The 16378-nt window shown below is 57.6% G+C and carries 11 protein-coding genes; 3 read left to right on the forward strand and 8 right to left on the reverse strand.

The window, feature by feature from the left end:
- Positions 1 to 42 precede the first annotated feature (42 nt).
- From A2V21_304510 to A2V21_304520, 3 genes are read left to right on the forward strand one after another with little or no spacing between them, the layout of a single operon-like run.
- A complete protein-coding gene (locus A2V21_304510; GenBank protein ID OIJ73589.1) occupies positions 43 to 1872 on the forward strand; it encodes a malto-oligosyltrehalose trehalohydrolase in 1830 nt (609 codons plus the stop codon).
- Positions 1873 to 4293, forward strand: coding sequence for a glycoside hydrolase (locus A2V21_304515; protein OIJ73590.1), 2421 nt, complete (start codon positions 1873 to 1875; stop codon positions 4291 to 4293). It abuts the gene before it with no gap.
- Positions 4290 to 7079 (forward strand): malto-oligosyltrehalose synthase, encoded by a 2790-nt coding sequence (locus A2V21_304520; protein ID OIJ73591.1) that lies wholly within the window; start codon positions 4290 to 4292, stop codon positions 7077 to 7079. The genes A2V21_304515 and A2V21_304520 overlap by 4 nt, the downstream gene beginning before the upstream one ends.
- On the opposite strand, the gene A2V21_304525 is transcribed toward A2V21_304520, so the two are convergent.
- The 8 genes from A2V21_304525 to A2V21_304560 form a co-directional block, all read right to left on the reverse strand.
- Entirely contained in the window at positions 7042 to 8430 is a 1389-nt protein-coding gene (locus A2V21_304525; GenBank protein OIJ73592.1) for a hypothetical protein, read from the reverse strand. The two genes, A2V21_304520 and A2V21_304525, sit on opposite strands and share 38 nt — an antisense overlap.
- Before the next feature lie 11 nt (positions 8431 to 8441).
- A complete protein-coding gene (locus A2V21_304530; GenBank protein OIJ73593.1) occupies positions 8442 to 9629 on the reverse strand; it encodes a hypothetical protein in 1188 nt (395 codons plus the stop codon).
- 3 nt (positions 9630 to 9632) lie between these two features.
- Complete coding sequence (locus tag A2V21_304535; GenBank protein ID OIJ73594.1) at positions 9633 to 10673, reverse strand: hypothetical protein; 1041 nt, start codon at positions 10671 to 10673, stop codon at positions 9633 to 9635.
- Positions 10670 to 12178, reverse strand: coding sequence for a B12-binding domain-containing radical SAM protein (locus tag A2V21_304540; protein ID OIJ73595.1), 1509 nt, complete (start codon positions 12176 to 12178; stop codon positions 10670 to 10672). Before A2V21_304540 ends, A2V21_304535 begins: the two co-directional genes overlap by 4 nt.
- Complete coding sequence (locus tag A2V21_304545) at positions 12175 to 13143, reverse strand: hypothetical protein (protein OIJ73596.1); 969 nt, start codon at positions 13141 to 13143, stop codon at positions 12175 to 12177. The genes A2V21_304540 and A2V21_304545 overlap by 4 nt, the downstream gene beginning before the upstream one ends.
- Entirely contained in the window at positions 13140 to 14396 is a 1257-nt protein-coding gene (locus A2V21_304550) for a hypothetical protein (GenBank protein OIJ73597.1), read from the reverse strand. Before A2V21_304550 ends, A2V21_304545 begins: the two co-directional genes overlap by 4 nt.
- Positions 14396 to 15178 (reverse strand): hypothetical protein, encoded by a 783-nt coding sequence (locus tag A2V21_304555; GenBank protein ID OIJ73598.1) that lies wholly within the window; start codon positions 15176 to 15178, stop codon positions 14396 to 14398. Before A2V21_304555 ends, A2V21_304550 begins: the two co-directional genes overlap by 1 nt.
- 275 nt (positions 15179 to 15453) lie before the next feature.
- The gene (locus A2V21_304560; protein ID OIJ73599.1) at positions 15454 to 16362 is read right to left on the reverse strand and encodes a hypothetical protein; all 909 of its coding nucleotides are present in this window, start codon (positions 16360 to 16362) and stop codon (positions 15454 to 15456) included.
- Positions 16363 to 16378: the final 16 nt, after the last annotated feature.

Genomic DNA, 16378 nt, shown 5'->3' on the forward strand with positions numbered 1-16378 from the left:
AGGCCGTATAAGTCCAATAAATGCCGGCCGTTTTCAGGTTCGATGAAGATAGGAGCCATCCTCGAAGACGGAGCATGCCGTTTCACGGTCTGGGCACCTGTTGCTCCCGCGGTCGGGCTTGTCCTTGAAATGCCAGGGGAGTCCCATAAGCGCAGAATAGCAATGGAAAAGGACGGCTCCGGATACTGGCACGCCTTCGTGGCCGACGCCCGCCCCGGGTCGAGGTATTTCTTTTCGCTCAACGGATGCGAGAGGGCCGACCCTGCCTCGCATTATCAGCCTCTCGGGGTCTTCGGTCCCTCGGAGGTCATAGACCACTCTTCCTTTAAATGGAATGACAAGGGGTGGAAGGGACTGGCGCCGGGAAGCCTTGTCATATACGAAGTACACACAGGGACCTTTACAAGGGCCGGGGACTTCGGATCGATAATCACGAGGCTCGACGAGCTTAAGGAACTTGGAATAAACGCCCTGGAGCTTATGCCCGTGGCGCAGTTCCCCGGGAAAAGGAACTGGGGCTACGACGGGGTATTTCCCTTCGCCGTGCAAAATAGCTATGGCGGCCCGCTGGCCCTCAAGAGGCTCGTAGACGAATGCCACAAAAGGGGCATTGCAGTCGTACTGGACGTCGTATACAACCACCTCGGCCCGGAGGGGAACTATATCGCGGACTTCGGCCCATATTTCACGGAAAGGTATAAGACCCCGTGGGGGGCGGCAATAAACTTCGACGGGCCTGAAAGCGACCATGTAAGGAACTACTTCGTGGAGAACGCCCTTTACTGGTTCGAGCGCTTCCATATGGACGCCCTCAGGCTCGACGCGGTACACGCCATAATAGACATGAGCGCGTTTGCCTTCCTGGCCTTCCTGAAAAAAAAGACGGCGGAGTTCTCTTTGGACCAGGGCCGCGCCTTCCATCTCTTCGCCGAATCGGACCTGAATGACACGAAACTGGTCTCAACAGGCGAGTACGGCTACGGCCTTGACGCGCTCTGGTGCGACGACTTCCACCATTCGATACACGCGCTCCTTACAGGGGAACGGAACGGCTACTACGCGGACTTCGGGTCGATATCCCATCTTGCAAGATCACTCAACGACGGGTTCGTCTACTCGGGGCAGTATTCGGCCTACAGGAAAAGAAGCTTCGGGAGCCCATCTGCCCTTATCCCGAAGGAGCGCTTCATAGTGAGCGTCCAGAACCATGACCAGGCCGGCAACCGGATGCTCGGGGAGAGGCTCGCGAAGCTCACCTCTTTCGATGGGCTCAAGCTCTCGGCCGGGCTCCTTCTTCTCTCCCCTTATATCCCGCTTATCTTCATGGGCGAAGAATACGGCGAGGATGCGCCATTCCTCTACTTCGTAGACCACGGCAACGAGGAGCTGATACAGGCAATAAGGGAAGGCAGGAAAAAGGAGTTCGAGGAGTTCCAGTGGCAGGGAGAGCCGCCAATGCCCGACAGCCCGGAGACCTTTCACGCCTCCATGCTCAGGTGGGAGTCCAGGCGTTCGGGGCATAAAAAAACCCTTCTCGACCTGTACAGGGCCCTTATCGAGATGCGCCGGTCAATACCCGCCCTTGGGGTCTCAAGTGAAGCTGTTGCAAGGGCCTGGGGGTCGGAAGAAGAGAAGATCGTATTCCTTTTGAGGGAAAAAAAAGATAGCGCGGCCTTCGCGCTCTTCAGCTTCAATAGAGATACAGCTCGGATACCGGTGCCCTTCCCCCCTGGCAGATGGACGAGGAAGATAGATTCCGCCGGGCCGGAATGGGATGGGCCTGGAGGAAGCCTGCCCGCGGCGGGAGAAGGGGGTGCGGAGCAAGAGGTGAATCCGCTGAGCTTCGCCCTCTACATAAGGGAGCGGGCCTGAATGGAGAAATACATCTGCATACACGGCCACTTCTACCAGCCCCCGAGGGAGAACCCGTGGCTTGAGCATATCGAGCTGCAGGACTCGGCCTACCCTTACCATGACTGGAACCAGAGGATAACAGCCGAATGCTACGAGCCCAACTCGGCAGCCCGCATACTCGGCCCTGATCTCAAGATAATCGAGATAGTCAACAACTACTCAAAGATGAGCTTCAACTTCGGCCCCACCCTGCTCTACAGCATGCAGGAGAGCTCGGACGCCTACAAGAATATCATGGAAGCCGACCGCGCGAGCATGGAGCGTTACTCGGGCCACGGCTCTGCCATAGCCCAGGTCTACAACCACATGATAATGCCTCTTGCCGACAGGAGGGACAAGCGCACCCAGGTCATATGGGGCATAAAGGATTTCAAGTCGCGCTTCGGCAGGGAGCCTGAAGGCATGTGGCTCCCGGAGACAGCGGTGGATACCGAAACGCTCGAAGTGCTCTCCGAGACCGGCGTCAGGTTCACCATACTCGCCCCAAGGCAGGCAAAGAGGGTCAAAAAGAACCATAAGGGCGCCAGATGGAAGGAGCTTACCGATGAGCGCCTGGACACCTCAATGCCATACCTCTGCCATCTGCCTTCAGGCAGGAGCATCGCCATCTTCTTCTACAACGGCGAGATCTCCCATGAAGTGGGCTTCGGCAACCTGCTGGACAACGGGGAGAACTTCGCGAAAAGGCTCGCCGGCGCGTTCCAGTCCGATGAAAGGGCGGCGGCCCTCGTCCATATAGCCACCGACGGCGAGTCGTACGGCCATCACCACAGGCACGGGGACATGGCGCTCTCATATTGCATGCACTTCATAGAGTCGCAGGGGCTGGCGAAGTTCACCAACTACGGCGAGTACCTTGAGAGGTTCCCCCCTGAAAACACGGTGGAGATACACGAGAACTCATCCTGGAGCTGCGCGCACGGCATTGAGCGCTGGAGAGCTGACTGCGGCTGCTCTACGGGCGGCTACCCGGATTGGAACCAGGCATGGAGGGCGCCTTTAAGGGAGGCCTTTGACTGGCTCAAACGCGCGTTCGACCCGATATACGAGAAGGAGGCGTCGGCTTACCTCAAAGACCCGTGGGCAGCCAGGGACGGGTACATAGAGATCATAAACGACAGGTCTGCCGAGAAAGCAGAGGCCTTTTTCGCCAGCCACGCGAGGAGGCCTCTGGGAAGGAACGAAAAGGTAAAGACGCTCAAGCTCCTTGAGGGTCAAAGGAATACGCAGCTCATGTACACGAGCTGCGGCTGGTTCTTCGACGAGGTATCCGGCATAGAAGGCGTACAGGTCATGATGTACGCGGCAAGGGCCATACAGCTCGCGTCTGAAGCCGCGGGCGCCGAGCTCGAAACAGAGTTCGAGGGGATGCTCGAAGGCGCGCCAAGCAACATATACGGGAACGCGAGGAACGCCTACAACATGTTCGTCAAGGTCGCCAGGGTGGACCTGCTGAGGGTCGGCGCGCACCACGCCATATCGTCTCTTTTTTTCGACCACAACAGGAAGACGGAGATTTACGCCTTCAACGCCCTGAACGAATCCCTTGAAAGGATAGAGGCCGGCAAGAACAGGCTCGCCATCGGCAGGACCGTCATAGGATCGAAGGTGACATGGGAAGAAGCAAAGCTCTCTACCGCCGTCTTGCACCTTGGAGAGGTGAGCATAAACTGCGGGATAAAGTACTTCAGGGGCGAGGACGAGTTCACGAGGGCGAAGGCGGACCTTAAAGCCGCCTTCGACAGGGGAGAGATCCCTGACGTCATACGGCTGATGGACAAGCACTTCGGCACCGGGAGCTATTCGCTCTGGCACCTCTTCAAGGACCAGCAGAGAAAGATCATCAACGAGATACTGCTCGCCACATACAAGGACATCGAGGGCTTTCACAGGCACATATTCGAAAGCAACTACGGGACCATGGATTTTCTGAGGAAACTCGGAATACCGCTGCCCAGGCCGCTGGGAGTGTCGGCCGAGTTCATACTGAACCACGACCTTGAGGAGATCCTGAAGGAAAAAGAGCTGGACATCGACGGCCTCGGCGCCACCATAAAGAAAAGCCAGCACCTCTCCGCCCAGATAGACCCGGACACCATAGGCTATGTCGCTGGCGCATGGATCAACGCCCGCATGGAAGAGACCGCCGAGCCTTGCCGTCTTGAGGACCTTGAACGTATAAGGGACGTCTTACGGCTCCTGCGCGCAACGCCTGTGAAGCTCAACCTGTGGAAGTCGCAGAACATCTATTATCAGCTTGGCAGAAAGGTCTACCCCGGCGTTAAGGCAAAGGCCGGGGAAGGGGACGACGGCTCAAGGAAGTGGGTGGCCGTTTTCGATGACCTGGGCAGCTACTTCCATATGAAGGTATCCGGATGAGGGTACCCTCTTCGACCTACAGGCTTCAGTTCAACGCGTCGCTCAGCCTCAAGGACGCCGCCGGCATATTGGCCTACCTCTATGACCTCGGCGTCTCCGACATATACGCCTCCCCTGTCTTTACGGCCCGGAAAGGCAGCCTCCACGGCTATGATATCGTAGACCACAACAGGATAAACCCGGAGATAGGCACGTTCGAGGAGCTGGGATCCCTCCTTGAGAGGCTCAAGACGATGGGCATGGGATGGGTGCAGGACTTCGTGCCGAACCACATGGCCTATGACGGCGCGAACGCGCTTCTGATGGACGTGCTCGAAAAAGGGATGAACTCGAGGAACGCTGTCTTCTTCGACATAGAATGGGACCACCCGTACGAAGGCATAAAGGACAAGGTGCTCGCGCCTTTCCTTGGCAGGATCTACGGCGAGGCGCTGGAGGCCGGGGAGATACGGCTCGTTTATTCAGACGAGGGGCTCAAGGTGACCTACTTCAATTTAAGCTTCCCCCTGAAGATCGATTCCTATGCGGCCTTCCTGACCTACGGCCTGAGAAGACTCACGTTCCAGCTCGGCAGAGAGCACCCTGATTATATCAAGCTCCTCGGCATATTATACGTCTTAAAGAACCTGCCCCCGGCTGGCGAGGAAGAAGAGCTTCAGGACCAGGTGCTCTTCGTAAAGCGGATGCTCTGGGAGCTCTTTACCGGCAACGTCCAGGTCAAAAGGCACATCGACGACAACCTGGCCTCCTTCAACGGCAGCACAGGAGACCCTGAAAGCTTCAACCTCCTCGACAGGCTCCTCTCCGAGCAATTCTTCAAGCTCTCGTTCTGGAAGGTCGCGGCGGAGGAGATAAACTACAGGAGGTTCTTCAACATAAACGGGCTTATTACGCTCCGGACCGATGACGAATTCGTCTTCGAGAAGACCCATTCACTCCTGTTCAAGCTCCTGGAGAGCGGAGTTACAGGCTTGCGGGTGGACCACATCGACGGCCTGTCGAATCCGCTGGCATATCTCAGGAGGCTTAGAGAGCGCGCCGGGGAGGCATACATAATAGTAGAGAAGATACTTGACCACGATGAGGATATCCCGTTCACCTGGCCGGTCGAGGGCACGACCGGGTACGACTTTCTGGCCGCCGTAAACGGCCTCTTTTGCGACGCCGGCAACGATTCGAGGTTCACGAAGATATACTCGAACTTCACCGGTATCAAAGAACGTTACGGGGCGCTTTTCGTTGAAAAGAAAAAGCTCATAACCGAGATCGACATGATGAGCGACGTCGGCAACCTTGCCCAGATGCTCAAGTTCACGCTCAAGAACGACAGGTACGGAAGCGACATAACCCTTCCGGGCCTCAAAAGGGCCATAGTCGCCGTCATGGCCTCTTTCCCGGTCTACAGGACATACATAAGCAACGAGTCTCTCACGGATACCGACTTGAGGTACATAAAAGAGGCGGTCTACAGGGCGATAGCGGAAAACCCGGCCCTTCTGCACGAGCTGACCTTTTTAGAGAAGGTGCTGACGCTTAACTTCCGCGAATACCTGAGCGATGACGAGAAGAACGAGTGGCTCAAGTTCTCCATGCGCTTTCAGCAGTTTACCGGCCCGCTCATGGCAAAGGGCGTCGAGGACACGCTGTTTTACATCTACAACCGGCTCATCTCATTAAACGAGGTCGGCGGTTCGCCCGGACGGTTCGGCGGCACCCTTGAAGCCTTCCATTCAAGGAACATGGGCGCTTCCGAACTTCGCCCCCATTCCATGAACGCGACCTCCACGCACGATACAAAACGGGGCGAAGACGTGAGGGCGAGGATAAACGTCCTCTCCGAGATGCCTGGGGAGTGGGAGGCGGCGTTAAGGAAATGGAGCGCCCTCAACAGGAGAAAAAAGAGGGTCGCAGGCGGCTTGCGCGTGCCTGACAGGAATGATGAGTACTTCCTCTATCAGACCCTCATAGGCTCTTTCCCTTTCGAGGAAGAGCACAGCGCATACAGGGAGCGCGTAAGAACATACATGATAAAGGCCGTCCGGGAGGCGAAGATACACACGGCATGGCTCAAACCGGACAAGGACTATGAAGATGCCTTTATCCGGTTCATGGACGGTATCCTCAAGGATGTACCCGGGAACGCGTTCCTGAAAGCGTTCGTCCCGTTCCAGAAAAAGGTCGCGTGGTACGGGATCATCAATTCGCTCTCCCAGCTCATTGTGAAGGCCGCCTCGCCTGGCGTGCCGGATTTTTACCAGGGCGCCGAACTGTGGGACTTAAGCCTTGTCGACCCTGACAACCGCCGTCCGGTTGACTTCGCAAAGAGGATCAAGCTCCTGAAGGAGGTGCGCGCGGGGCTCGAAAAGGACAGGGCCGGACTTCTGGAAGGCATGCTCTCCGCCCCCGAGGACGGCAGGATAAAGCTCTTCACGACCCATTTGGCGCTTTCAGAGAGGCGAAAGGCCATTGGGCTTTTCAGGGACGGCTCATACCTGCCGATAGAGGCCTGCGGCAGGCACAAAAGAAGTATCATCGCCTTTGCCAGGGTGCTCGGGGATGAGGCCGCGCTTGTCATCGCCCCGCGCTTTATGACCTCCGTAGTACCTGAAAGGAGATGGCCTGCCGGCGGGGATTGCTGGGAGGATACCTGCGTAATTGTGCCGGAGGGCCTTCAAAATACCCGGTGGAAAGAGGCCTTCACTGGCAGAGACTTTTCCTTTACCAGGGAGATGCGGATAGGCGCTCTGCTCACTTCATTCCCGGCAGCGTTCCTTCTGAGGGGATGACGAGGAGCGCGGCTGCCCCCCCGTAGGCCGCAACCCCTACAAGGACCTGCAAAAACATATTGGGGAGCCACAAAACGCACGCCAGCATGCAAAGCCCGGCCGCGCCATATCTTGCGAGAAGGCCGAACGGGAGCCTGAGCCCCTGTCGGCTCAAGACCATGACGTTCAGCGCAAACCCCGCAGCCTCGGTAATGGCGAGCGACCACGCCGCCCCGGTGAGGCCCCATGCCGGTATCAGGGCAAAAGAGAGCGCGATAGAGAGCGCACCCATGGCTGACGAGACCGAGAGGTTGCTACCGCCGAGCGAGACGGCATTGAATGTAGACCGCGCGCACGTATTGAGAAAGGCGAAGGCCGTAGCCCAGATAAGCACCTCTATAGCGCCGCCGGCAGGAGCGAAATCGCTTCCTCCGAAGAAGACCGCTATCTCGTCTGCCGCGGCGGCTGTGGCAAGGGCAAGCGGCATGGCGACAAGTGTCAGCATCCCGAAGCTCCTGGAAAAGATGCCTTGCCGGAGGTCTTCCCTTGCCGAGGCGAGGGCCGGGAATACCGAATTCATGAGCGCCTCCGGGATTATCCGTAAAGAGGTCGTAAGCCGGAATGCGATGGCAAAGTATCCCATGCTCTCGATAGTGCCGTAAAAATAGAGGACGATGGAGCCGGAGATGAGATAGAACGTATTGAGGGTATTGGAAAGGCCTATTGGGAAGGCCTCCTTCAATATGCTGAACGGGGAGAAGGTGACAGCCCTGCCGGCCCCTGCCTCCCTGAAGGAAAGGAGAGCGAGAAGCATAAAGGCCGGGACGTTGGAGAGCACGTAAACTGCCAGAATGACCTCGACGCCCTTGCCCAGGTAGACCGCCGCGAGTACGGCAACGAGGCCCATGAGCTCTGAGGCCATCCCAAGCAGCGCGGGTACGCGCATCTTCAACCACGCCCGGAAAGGTACCTCGAGGAACCACCTGAAGGTAACGTCCCTGAACGATACCAGTAACCCCAGGGAGGCGATGACGATAAGAAGCCGCACGTCCTCCGCGAAGCCCAGGAAAAAGGCCCCGGCTACCGCGAGCCCAATGGCGGCAAGACTCGAGCAGAGGCCCAGGAAGACCCCCTTCGCGAACATTTCCCCCGGCTGCCCTTCCCCGGCCCTTATGCGCCTTATGAGGACGGGCGTAAGGCCCATCTCGGCTATTGAGCTAAAGAGCGTTATATAGAAAAAAGCGAAGGAGAACCTGCCGAAGTCAGCCGCTCCCAGGTAGCGCGAGAGTATGAACACAAGCGCTATGCTCGATACCTTGTTGAAGGCGCTGGCCGAGAGTATCCATGCCGTGTTACTTAAGACGTTTCCCATTGCGCGGTCCTTCAGAGACGGGTTCCGAACCTCTTCTCCATATACGAAAGCAGCTCATCCGCCCTCCTGCCCCAGTCCCATTCTTTAGCCAGACTGACCGCGTCATCCCTTGTCCGCTCGTAGAGCTGCTCATCTTCCAGGAGCCTGAGTATGAGTCGGGCGAATTCCCGAGAGCTGCCCACCGGGGCCTTGAGCATGCCCTTCGGGTAATACCTCTTCAACGCCGGCAGGTCAAAGCCGACCGCCGGGAGCCCCCATGCCATGCCCTCGCACGCGGCCATGCCACCGCTGTCGTATACGGCAGGATGGACTATGACGCGGCTCCTCCGGAATATCCTGTATTTGTCCTCCCCGTCCATGAAGCCGAGGAGGTCTATGCGCTTTTCAAGCCCCCTTGAGGATATCTCTTCTTCTACCATCTTCCTGTACCGGGCTGAGTCGGCCCCTATGAGCGCCAGCCGGGCGGATGGCCGCCTCTTGACCACATCTTCCCATATTCCGACAAGCTCCAGCACCCCCTTCTGGGGATGGAACCTGCCTACAAAGCATGCGTCGTAGTCTTTTCGCAAAGGCAGAGCCCCAACGGGTGCGAAAGCGTCTACCCCGCCCCTTACGGTAACGACATCCTGAGGGGCTCTCCCCGCGCTCAGGAAGACCTCCCTGTCATCTTCGCAGGTGACGAAGACTGCGTCGGCCTTTTTGTTTATGAGCTTATAGACGGGCTTTTGGTGCAGGTAGTAGCATAGCGCCTTCGCGTCGGGGAGCCTCCTCCCGGCATGCGCGCCCCGGAAGCCCTTAAAAGGGGCTGGCGCGAAAAGGTAGAAGCCGGCTATCCAGTTAGCCTTGAGCCTCTTGCTTAGCAGGTAGGCGGGGATAGAGTCAGGCCAGAAATCCGAGGCAGAGTAGACTATATGAGGGCCTTCTTCGGCCTTTTTTCTGAGCGCTCCCAGAGAGCCTTCAACGGTCCTCATCATGTAATTGAGGGCAAAGCCGTACTTTTTGAACCTCCCGGCAGGCCAGAGCACGAACTCGACCCCTTCCAGCCTGTTCCTTTTACACATCTCAAGGCCCTCTTCCCAGACGTAGACCAGGACCCTGTGCCCGCGCGAGGCCCATCTCCCCGCGCATTCCATGAATATCCTGTCTCCGCCGCTGAGAGACTGGCCTATGGCGGCATTTGCGACTATATGGATAAACATCTCCTACTGGCTCCAGCCCTCCCTTTTAAGCTCGCCGCCAAGAAAGCCCGTCAGGGTGCCGAACCCATAGACGATGAGCGTCAGCCAGCACGCGACCGGATGGAAGAGCCAGGCGCTGTTGGGCCTTCTCATATAGCCTCTTGCCGACTGCGAAAGGAGCGGCACGACGGTCACGCACGAGAGGACGAACTTCAAGACCCCGGCCTTGTCCACGCTCTTCCATGGGTACTTCCGGAGGCCCAGCCTGTTGTAGTGTCGGTAATCCCGGAGCCTTCTCTTCTGCTTTCTTATGAAAGTCCTTATGTCGCCGGAGAAGACATGGATGATGCCGGTCTTTACCTTCGCGAACCTTATGCCAGGACGTGTCAGAAGCAGCTCGCATATTATATCGATATCGAAAAGATAGTCTCCTGGCTGACACCAGCCTAAAGCCTCCCTGCGGATAATGAACCCGTTAGCCCCCATTGTCGGGAAACGGCGGGGGTCGAGCTTAAGCTTGAACCACGGCCCCATGTCCTCCGCGAAATACGGCATCCCGGTCCATTTGCCAGTTAGGGCCGAGTACCTGTCGTAATTGCCCAGGAAGAGGCAGAGCGGGTCGTTCATGCCTAAAAACGCGCAGTAGCGCGTAATATACCCGTCATTCGACCTGCATACGTACTCCAGCGGCTCGGCCCCCGCCACTTCGCTGTCGGCAAAGGGCTCGACCATGCGTTTGAGCCATCCCTTGTCAGGGAGGATGTTATCGGAATCGATGAAGGCCACAAGCTCGCCTTTGGCGGACTTGAGCCCGGCGGCCTTGCCGGCTTCTCCGGTCTTGAGGGCGTTCGGCACCACCGCCATCCTCACTGCGCTATCGGACTGGACGAGCCTTACTATGTCCCTGGTAGAATCCGTAGAGCCTCCGTCGGCGATTATTATCTCGATCTTTTCAGCGGGGTAGTCCTGGGAGCAGATGCTCCTCAGGCACTCCTTCAAGGTCCGCTCGGAGTTTAGCGTGGGGATCACGACCGAGATGACAGGCGATCCGTCGATACTCTTCATGAGGCCTCCCGGCCGGCGGCGTTGCCCTTGGCCCTGGCGCTGAAATCGGAGAGGTGGCCCATGAGCTTCATCCCCGCCATGAAAAGGAACCTGAGGTCGTCAACGCTCCTTATCTTCAGCACCTTCCTCGTTATGAAAAGCGGGTTGAGCGCCGCCTTGTAAAGCCCCTTGGTCAGTTTCTTTACGTCATCTTCTGAAATGGGGCTCCTCCAGACCGACTCCCTCATGTCGTACCTGTCCCAGTCCTCGGTCAGGAGCCAGCCTTCACGCCTGGCCTCTTCGTACATGGGCGTGCCAGGGTAAGGGACCACGATGGTTGCCTGAAGGGTGTCGATATACCCTTTCCTGAACATCTCTTTAGCGAAGGATATGGTCTCCCCGGCGTCGGCCTTGCCCTCCCATGGGTAGCCTATCATAGCGGTGACATGAGGCTCGAGCCCGGCCGCCTTGGCGAGTCTAAAGCCCTTCACTATCTGCTCTACCTTAAGCCCCTTATTGAGCCTGTCCAGCGTCGCCTGGTTGACCGACTCGAGCCCAAAGAGCACGAACCTGAAGCCGGCCTTTGCCATGAGCTCGTACTCGGACTTGCCGAGGGCGTTTATCCTCATGTTGCAGCCCATGTATATCTTCTTGTGATACCCCCTCTTTATCATCCCCTTGCAGAAGGTCTCCAGCCAGTCGCAGGCCGGGAAGGAGCCGCTGTCGTCAAAGACCTCTCTCACGCCGTACTTCTCGATAAGCACCCCTATCTCGTCAAGAAGCCTTTCAGGAGACACCGACCTGAAGTCCTTCCCGGGATAGAGCGTCGTCCATGAGCAGAAGCTGCACTTGCCCCACCAGCAGTCCCTGCCTGCCATCGTATACGTGCCGGGCCTTCTTTTGAAGTTGCCGTTCCTTGAGCTGTAAAGGCCCCATTGGGTCAAGTCCCTATCTATGAAGGGCAAGCTTTCGAGGTCGTGCTTTTCGTGCCTCCCCTCCGACTTTACCGCCTTGCCGTCTTTCCGGTACCATATCCCGGGCTCAAGGCCGTCGTACGCACCGCCTGAAGCAAGGGCCTTGCAAAGACAGAGGAGCAGGAAATCGTGATCGCCTCCGGTCAGCACGAAATCAACCCTTGAATTGGCGAGCGACTCTTCGGGCAGCGCCGTCACATGGTCGCCCACGAGCGCTACCAGAAGGTCCCACGACGACCTTTCAGCTTCGTCCTTGAGCCTGTCTATTATCGCCCAATGCCTTTTTACGACCGGCGTCTTCGTCTCGATGACGATGACGTCAGGCCGCTCCTTCTTTATCCTTGAGAGCCACGCCTCGAATTGAAGCCCCTGGGCTATCGCGTCATCCCAGAAGACGTCGAAGCCCTCTTTCTGAAGGAGCGTCGCGGCGTATGCCGGGACTACCGGATATATGTATGTCGGATTATTGAACCACTGGAACTGGCGGTTCTGCGAAAGGAGCGGCACGCCTTTGGCGCTCTCAAGCGGCGGATATGAAATGGCTACCTTCATCTCTTTGCACCTTTCGACGAGATACCCTGCATGAACCTCAATCCGTAGATGAGGTGCGTGAAGAATATGCCGGGCATCGAGAGGGCCCCTACAAGAGGGTCTCTCTCCTTAAGGGTTATGAGCACTGATTCCGAAATAAGGAGCATGAAATAAATGGAGAGCACTCCGAGGTAGAAGATCATGAACGGCCCGCTTACAATCGAGATGGGCCCTCCGAGCAAGAGCCAGAGCACGAAGAGGCTCGGAATGAAATAAGGAAGCCTCATGGAGGTCTCCGGCAGCACCTTCGCGAAGTAGCCCCTGTGGAAGGCGTACCTGCCTACCTGCTTCAGGTGCTCCAGGAAAAGCGGCCTCCTGTGGTGGAAGACGAAGACCCGAGGGTCGTAGATTATTTTTTTGCCGAGTTTTTTCGTGAGGTCCAGGCAAAGTTTGGTATCCTCCCCCGGCCAGTAGGCGGTATCAAAGCCTCCGGCCTCCTCGAAGGCGCTCCTGCGGATGATGAGGTTCACTGTCGGGAAGTCGTCGACCTCGCGCTCTTTCTCCGGCATGTACCTGTACCCGTAATTGCCGCTGGCAAGCCACGAGGAGAAGACCCGGCCGGACGCCCTCTGCCAGACTGAATCGTGCTCCGGGGTGACGGCAGGGCCGCCTACAGCCGCGACGTTTTGGTCATTGAAATGCCGCACCGCCTTTTGAAGCCAGTCCTTGCGGGGGTAGGCGTCGTCGTCGAGGAACGCGAATATCTCTCCCCTGGCGTAAAGCCGCGCCTGGTCCCTCTTCTCGGCCGGGCCGACGGGGCCGGTCGGGATTATCCTTGTTTTCGGGAAAGAGTCGTCAGAGGGGGAGTCAGGGAATATGATCACCTCGAAGTCCTTGTAGTCAAGGGCCTGGATGTGCGCCATGGACTCCCGTATGTAATCGTTTACTTCCTTTACAGGTATGATTATGGATACGAACGGCGTCATCGTCCGGCTATGCCCTCCAGTTTGGCTTGAGCCGGCACGAAAGAACGCCGCTCCCTCATGGCCCCGAAAAGGCCGATGAGCACAAGCGCCAGGTCTACTCCGCCTGCCGCCATAACCGCCTCCGTCATTGAGCCGTGGAACCTGCTCAACAAAAACGGCAGCAGCACGCAAGCCGCCGCGAGCGGGAATATAAAACCACGTCTGCGCGCAAGGCTGAAGCCTGAGAAAACGCTTACGGCAGACATGAGCGCGGCCGCCAGGGCGTAGAGCTTCAATACCGGGGCCGCCTGCGCGAATGGCTCTCCGAAGAGGAAGGCAAGGACGTGGGCGGGGAACAGGACCAGCACAGGCAGGCAGATAAGCGCGGTGGCGAGAACAAACCCAAGCCCCCTGTCGAGGAGCTTTACCGCTTCAACGCCCCCCGGGCCGGGCTCCATGGACGACGGAAAAAGAGACTGTGTCATGTAATACAAGAGGAAGAGTACAGTCTTCCCCAATATGGAGGCCGCTGCATAAAGCCCGGCCTCCTCAGCCGGGAAGTAGTGCTTCACCATCAAAAGATCGATATTGGTAAGGACCGCGAAGAGGAGCGCGTAAGCGAGCGCGGCAGGGCTGCAAATGTATATGGCGGCGGAAGGCGCGGAGTCCCCGGCCCTGAACAGGTATGTCAGAAGAGGGAGCGTGGTCAGAAGGAATACAAATGCTACTGAAAGGACGAGACCGGCTACAGCGCCTGCAAGGCCGTAGCCGGATGCTACGAGGGCTGCGCCTGCCAGGAGGCGCAACGGACTTAAAAAGCCCATGCCCGCGCCGAAATACGATGACCTCCGCAGCCCCTGCAGCAACCCAAGGTTCACCGATAGAACAAAGGCAAAGAAGAGCCCCGCCCCGGTCATCGAGACCAGCCAATCGCTTCCGAAACCGAGGAATTCCGAGACCGGTTTTCTCAAGATAGTCAGTAGTACAAAGAGCGCGCCGCCGAAGAGCGCCATATGAAGCAGACTTCTTCTGTAAAGGGACGGGATGGCCCAGGCGCGTCCGCTCGATGCGAGCGAGAAGACCTCTTTCGACAGGGCTGGCATGGTGGCCGCGGCTGGCACGCCCGCGATGAAAATAATGGAGAAGAGCGCGTTAAGCGAGCCGAAATCGCCCATTGAAAGGGACCTACTCATAACGGCCTGAAAGATACAGTTCGCCACGCTTCCCGCAAGCGTAGCCAGGAAAAGCACCGTGCCGCTTTTTAAGGCATTCATCAGACCATCCCCTTCACCGCAAACGTCCCTTCCTCGAAGGCGCTGCCATAGTGCCTGATAATATGGAGCCTCAGGAATATCGCGAGCGTGTCGAGCGCCATCCTCGCCACGTCAGCCGCCTTTATCCTCCCCCAGCTCATCTGCCTTCTGAAGCTCAGTACGACAGGCGCCTCGGTTACCTTGAACCCCGCCTCATGCGCGTGCGCCAGCAGCTCTATGTCGAACGCGTACCTGCGGCAGATGACCTTTGGGAATGCCTTCTTGAGCGCGGCATGGGTGAATATCTTAAGCCCGGTCTGCGTATCCCTGAGCGGCAGGCCGAAAAGGGCCTTAAGGGCCGCGGCATACGCCCTGCTCATGATCTTTCTCGGAAGCGGGTAATCGAGCCTGGATGCCGGGTGATGCTTGGAGCCGATTATTACGTCAGAGCGCGAATCCCTCATGGCCCTCAGAAGACCTTTTATCTGCAGCGGGTGGAGGTCCAGGTCAGCGTCGAGGAAGATGACGTAGTCTCCCTGGGCGTGCTTGAAGCCCTCTTTAAGGGCGCTGCCCTTGCCCATGTTCACGGCTATTCTTACCGGGATTATGTTGCCGAATTCGAGCGCGGCCCGCCTTGCCTGAAAGAAGGTCGAATCGGCGCTTCCGTCATCGACCAGTACAAGCTCGAAGTCCCTGCCTGTCCTGCTGAAGACCGAATGCGTCTCTTTGAGGTTCTCATATATATGATGCCCCTCATTGTAAGCGGGCATGATCACCGATATCTTTCCCCTGAAGACCCGCATATCCACCCCTGGGAATCACAAAAACGCCTGTATGGCTTAAACATAGAGACTTGGGCAGACCACTCCACCGGAGATTGAATCCCCTGCCTTACGGATATATGCGTCTTGTGCTACAGAGTTCCCGGCGCCCGGCGGTTTTCAAGACCGCCAGGGTATGGCAAGACAGGCTTTTTAATCGTGCGGCTTCCGAACTGTATGATAACTCTAATGCAACTTTCTCCGTTGTCAACCTGCTCTGGTTTTTTTTAAAGCCGCTATTTTTGATGGGCAAAGCTTCAAAGAATGGAGGCCAGCTTGAGCTTTACATACCAGTAGAGGTCAACAAGTCGCGGCCCCGCCACACCACCATGCGCAGGGATGCCGAGCCTTGACGAGGCCTTTTCAGCCAGCCTGCACCATTTGAGCCCGGGCAGGCCCCAATAGAAGTTCTGATAGAAAAGCCTGCCCGGATGCGGAGGCCGCGTGAAATCATAGGACGGGGCCCTTCTGAACCGTTCCACACTTGTCTCGAATTGCTTGAGCGCGTTCCTCTGCGTAGAATAGCAGTTGAACATCTCGGTCTTTAAGGCCCGCTCCTCTTGAGTCAGCCTTATGCTCAACATCGGGGCCGCTGTGGGCAAAAAACTGGAGGTCGCCATCTTTTTTCCGTCAGCGTGATAGGATGTGTACTCTATTATGGCAGGCGGCTCAACGTCCTCGGCTTGCATGATGATAGAGGCGGCCCTCGCGCAAAACGCCGCCGAGTCATGGTCAGGGTGGCCGCCTTCGTAAGGGTGGACAAATACTACAGATGGCTTCAGGCGCCTTAAGACCTCCAGCAGGCGCAGGGTCGCCGGCACGAGGTTATACGAGACCTCAAGGTCTGGTATCCCGAACTCTATCATCTCAACAGGCGCCGAGCGCATGTGGTTCAGGGCCATCATAAGCTCGCCCCTCCTCGCCAGAGCGTACTCACGCCGTGTTGGAAACCCCCTGGCCTTCGCCGCCCGCATGTTCCTTGCCGCCCCGTCCGTGAGATGCAGGTAGGCGACGTTGGTGAGGTTTTTAAGAAACGCGCCCATCCCTATGGCCTCGTCGTCAGGGTGAGCGGCCATGACCAGGACCCTGGCCGAGGGGCCATCTTCAAGAAGCAACCTCATGACCTCTTCATCATATCCGTCGCGGATGAAATCAGACTGGCGCATGATCTATCGGCCTCCC

The sequence above is a fragment of the Deltaproteobacteria bacterium GWC2_55_46 genome (assembly GCA_001595385.3).
In the GTDB taxonomy this organism is placed as follows: Bacteria; Desulfobacterota; GWC2-55-46; order GWC2-55-46; family GWC2-55-46; genus UBA5799.

What these genes read in the sequence shown, in the direction of transcription:
- A2V21_304550 (OIJ73597.1), bottom strand. Translation starts at nt 14,396, where the DNA reads ATGAATGCCTTAAAAAGCGGCACGGTGCTTTTCCTGGCTACGCTTGCG.
- A2V21_304515 (OIJ73590.1), top strand. Translation starts at nt 1,873, where the DNA reads ATGGAGAAATACATCTGCATACACGGCCACTTCTACCAGCCCCCGAGG.
- A2V21_304545 (OIJ73596.1), bottom strand. Translation starts at nt 13,143, where the DNA reads ATGACGCCGTTCGTATCCATAATCATACCTGTAAAGGAAGTAAACGAT.
- A2V21_304510 (OIJ73589.1), top strand. Translation starts at nt 43, where the DNA reads ATGAAGATAGGAGCCATCCTCGAAGACGGAGCATGCCGTTTCACGGTC.
- A2V21_304520 (OIJ73591.1), top strand. Translation starts at nt 4,290, where the DNA reads ATGAGGGTACCCTCTTCGACCTACAGGCTTCAGTTCAACGCGTCGCTC.
- A2V21_304540 (OIJ73595.1), bottom strand. Translation starts at nt 12,178, where the DNA reads ATGAAGGTAGCCATTTCATATCCGCCGCTTGAGAGCGCCAAAGGCGTG.
- A2V21_304530 (OIJ73593.1), bottom strand. Translation starts at nt 9,629, where the DNA reads ATGTTTATCCATATAGTCGCAAATGCCGCCATAGGCCAGTCTCTCAGC.
- A2V21_304535 (OIJ73594.1), bottom strand. Translation starts at nt 10,673, where the DNA reads ATGAAGAGTATCGACGGATCGCCTGTCATCTCGGTCGTGATCCCCACG.
- A2V21_304525 (OIJ73592.1), bottom strand. Translation starts at nt 8,430, where the DNA reads ATGGGAAACGTCTTAAGTAACACGGCATGGATACTCTCGGCCAGCGCC.
- A2V21_304555 (OIJ73598.1), bottom strand. Translation starts at nt 15,178, where the DNA reads ATGCGGGTCTTCAGGGGAAAGATATCGGTGATCATGCCCGCTTACAAT.
- A2V21_304560 (OIJ73599.1), bottom strand. Translation starts at nt 16,362, where the DNA reads ATGCGCCAGTCTGATTTCATCCGCGACGGATATGATGAAGAGGTCATG.